We start from the raw sequence: 567 nt of genomic DNA, 5'->3' as shown, positions 1-567 counted from the left end.
CCGACCGGCTGACCGGTCTGCTCGCTGACGGTCTTGATCTTGACCATCTTCTGACCGATCGTCTGACCGGTGGTACCCCGGCGATACGCCGAGTTCCAAATCGTGAAAGCAGCACCGCCGCCCAGCATTATCAAGTAGCCCACAACCCAAATGCCTGCCGCGGTCGCGACAGCACCGCTGCTCCCACCGCTGGCGATCAAAGCCGTCAGCAAGCCGAAAACGATCGAGACCACGAGGACGCCGACGAAGACTATCCCGCCATCGACGAGACGCCCCAAGAACCGTGTGCCCCACGAGGCCAACTCACCCGCCGGGTGGTACCCCGGCGGGTGAGCCCCACCAGCGGGGGCACCGTACTGCGGAACTGGCTGACCAGGTTGCTGCGGCATGGGCTGGCCGGGCTGCTGCGGCGCAGGCGGGCCTGGCTGCTGGGGAAACCCGCCCGACGGCTGGCCGAAGGACTGCGGCCCGGACGGAGGACCGTAGGGGTTCGTCACGAATGCTCCCTCTTCAAAACGTCCCGAAGTGATGGCACTTTTACGCCAAGTGGACAAACCTCGGGGAACC

1 protein-coding gene is annotated in these 567 nt (G+C 65.4%); it reads right to left on the bottom strand.

Translation table 11 applies throughout. From position 1 onward, the window contains the following. Window positions 1-278, bottom strand: a 278-nt coding sequence (locus SREC43747_RS21470) for an RDD family protein (RefSeq protein WP_201768734.1), incomplete at its 3' end; no start/stop codon positions are given. Window positions 279-567 lie beyond the last annotated feature (289 nt).

It is taken from the genome of Saccharopolyspora rectivirgula DSM 43747, from assembly GCF_000497205.1.
GTDB classification, from domain to species: Bacteria; Actinomycetota; Actinomycetes; order Mycobacteriales; family Pseudonocardiaceae; genus Saccharopolyspora; species Saccharopolyspora rectivirgula.
The sequence above is the reverse complement of the archived record's forward strand: the minus strand, read 5'-3'. Positions and strand labels throughout refer to the sequence as shown.